Here is a 911-nt window from a genome sequence, read left to right as displayed (position 1 = left end):
CCGCGTGGTGAACTCGCTCGCGTTCCTGCCGCAGCGGCGAGAGCGGGTGCTCTTCGTGGCGACGCGGACGGATTGCGATCCCGCCGACGTTCTGCTGGCGGACGATCACGCGCCGAGCGAGCGCACCACGATGCTCGACACCCACGCGCACGGATTCTACTGGACGGAGGGCATCCGTGGACTCGGCTGGGCGCCCGACGCGGTTCCGACACTGAAGAACGGCTCGACGGTCGGCATCGCCTCACCGCCGGCGATCCTGATGCCGAGCGGCGACGTGATCACGCCCGATATCCGCGACGCCGAGCGCCTCCAGGGCTTTCCGACCGACTGGACGAGACCCGCGGCATCGGTCGGACGGGCGTCGCTGCGGTGGTCCCTGGTCGGCAACGCCGTGACGGTCCCGGTCGCGGCTTGGCTGGGCCGCAGGCTCGCGGCGCCGGGCCGGTACGACACCTCGCGCGACGCCTCGCTCGGGGCGGACGGGCACTGGCCCAAGGCGGCGCGTTTCGACGGCGAGACGCGTCGCCTGGTGGAGATCGGGACCTTTCCGGTGCGCCGCGCCCGCCCACCCCTCGCCGACTTCCTGCGCCACCCCGGCAAGCCGCTGTCGGTGCGCGCCACGCGCGGCTTCCTCGAGCGGACGGAACGCAGCCGACTGCGCTTTCCGCCGGGCTTCTTGGAGCGCGTCCGACTCCACCTGGAGCGGATGGAGGATCGCGCCGGCCTCGCCCGCGCCGACCGGCTTCCGGCGCTCGCGGCCGCGTTCTGGCGCACGACACGCCACAGGCGATCCGCGCCGCCGCGTCGTTGATGGCGCGCTGTGCCTCGCCGGGGCGCGGTGAAGGGGTCGGTTGGACGCGCGCAGAACGATCGACTACAGTCCCGCCGGCCGCCGCTCCGGGCCTTCAGCG

General features: G+C 73.7%; 1 pseudogene. It reads left to right on the top strand.

Annotated features, from left to right (window positions below):
- Window positions 1-811, top strand: a pseudogene (locus ABTU92_RS29325) (DNA (cytosine-5-)-methyltransferase); the annotation flags it as partial.
- Window positions 812-911 lie beyond the last annotated feature (100 nt).

The organism is Rhodoplanes sp. SY1 (genome assembly GCF_046000175.1).
Taxonomy (GTDB): domain Bacteria; phylum Pseudomonadota; class Alphaproteobacteria; order Rhizobiales; family Xanthobacteraceae; genus Rhodoplanes.
The sequence above is the reverse complement of the archived record's forward strand: the minus strand, read 5'-3'. Positions and strand labels throughout refer to the sequence as shown.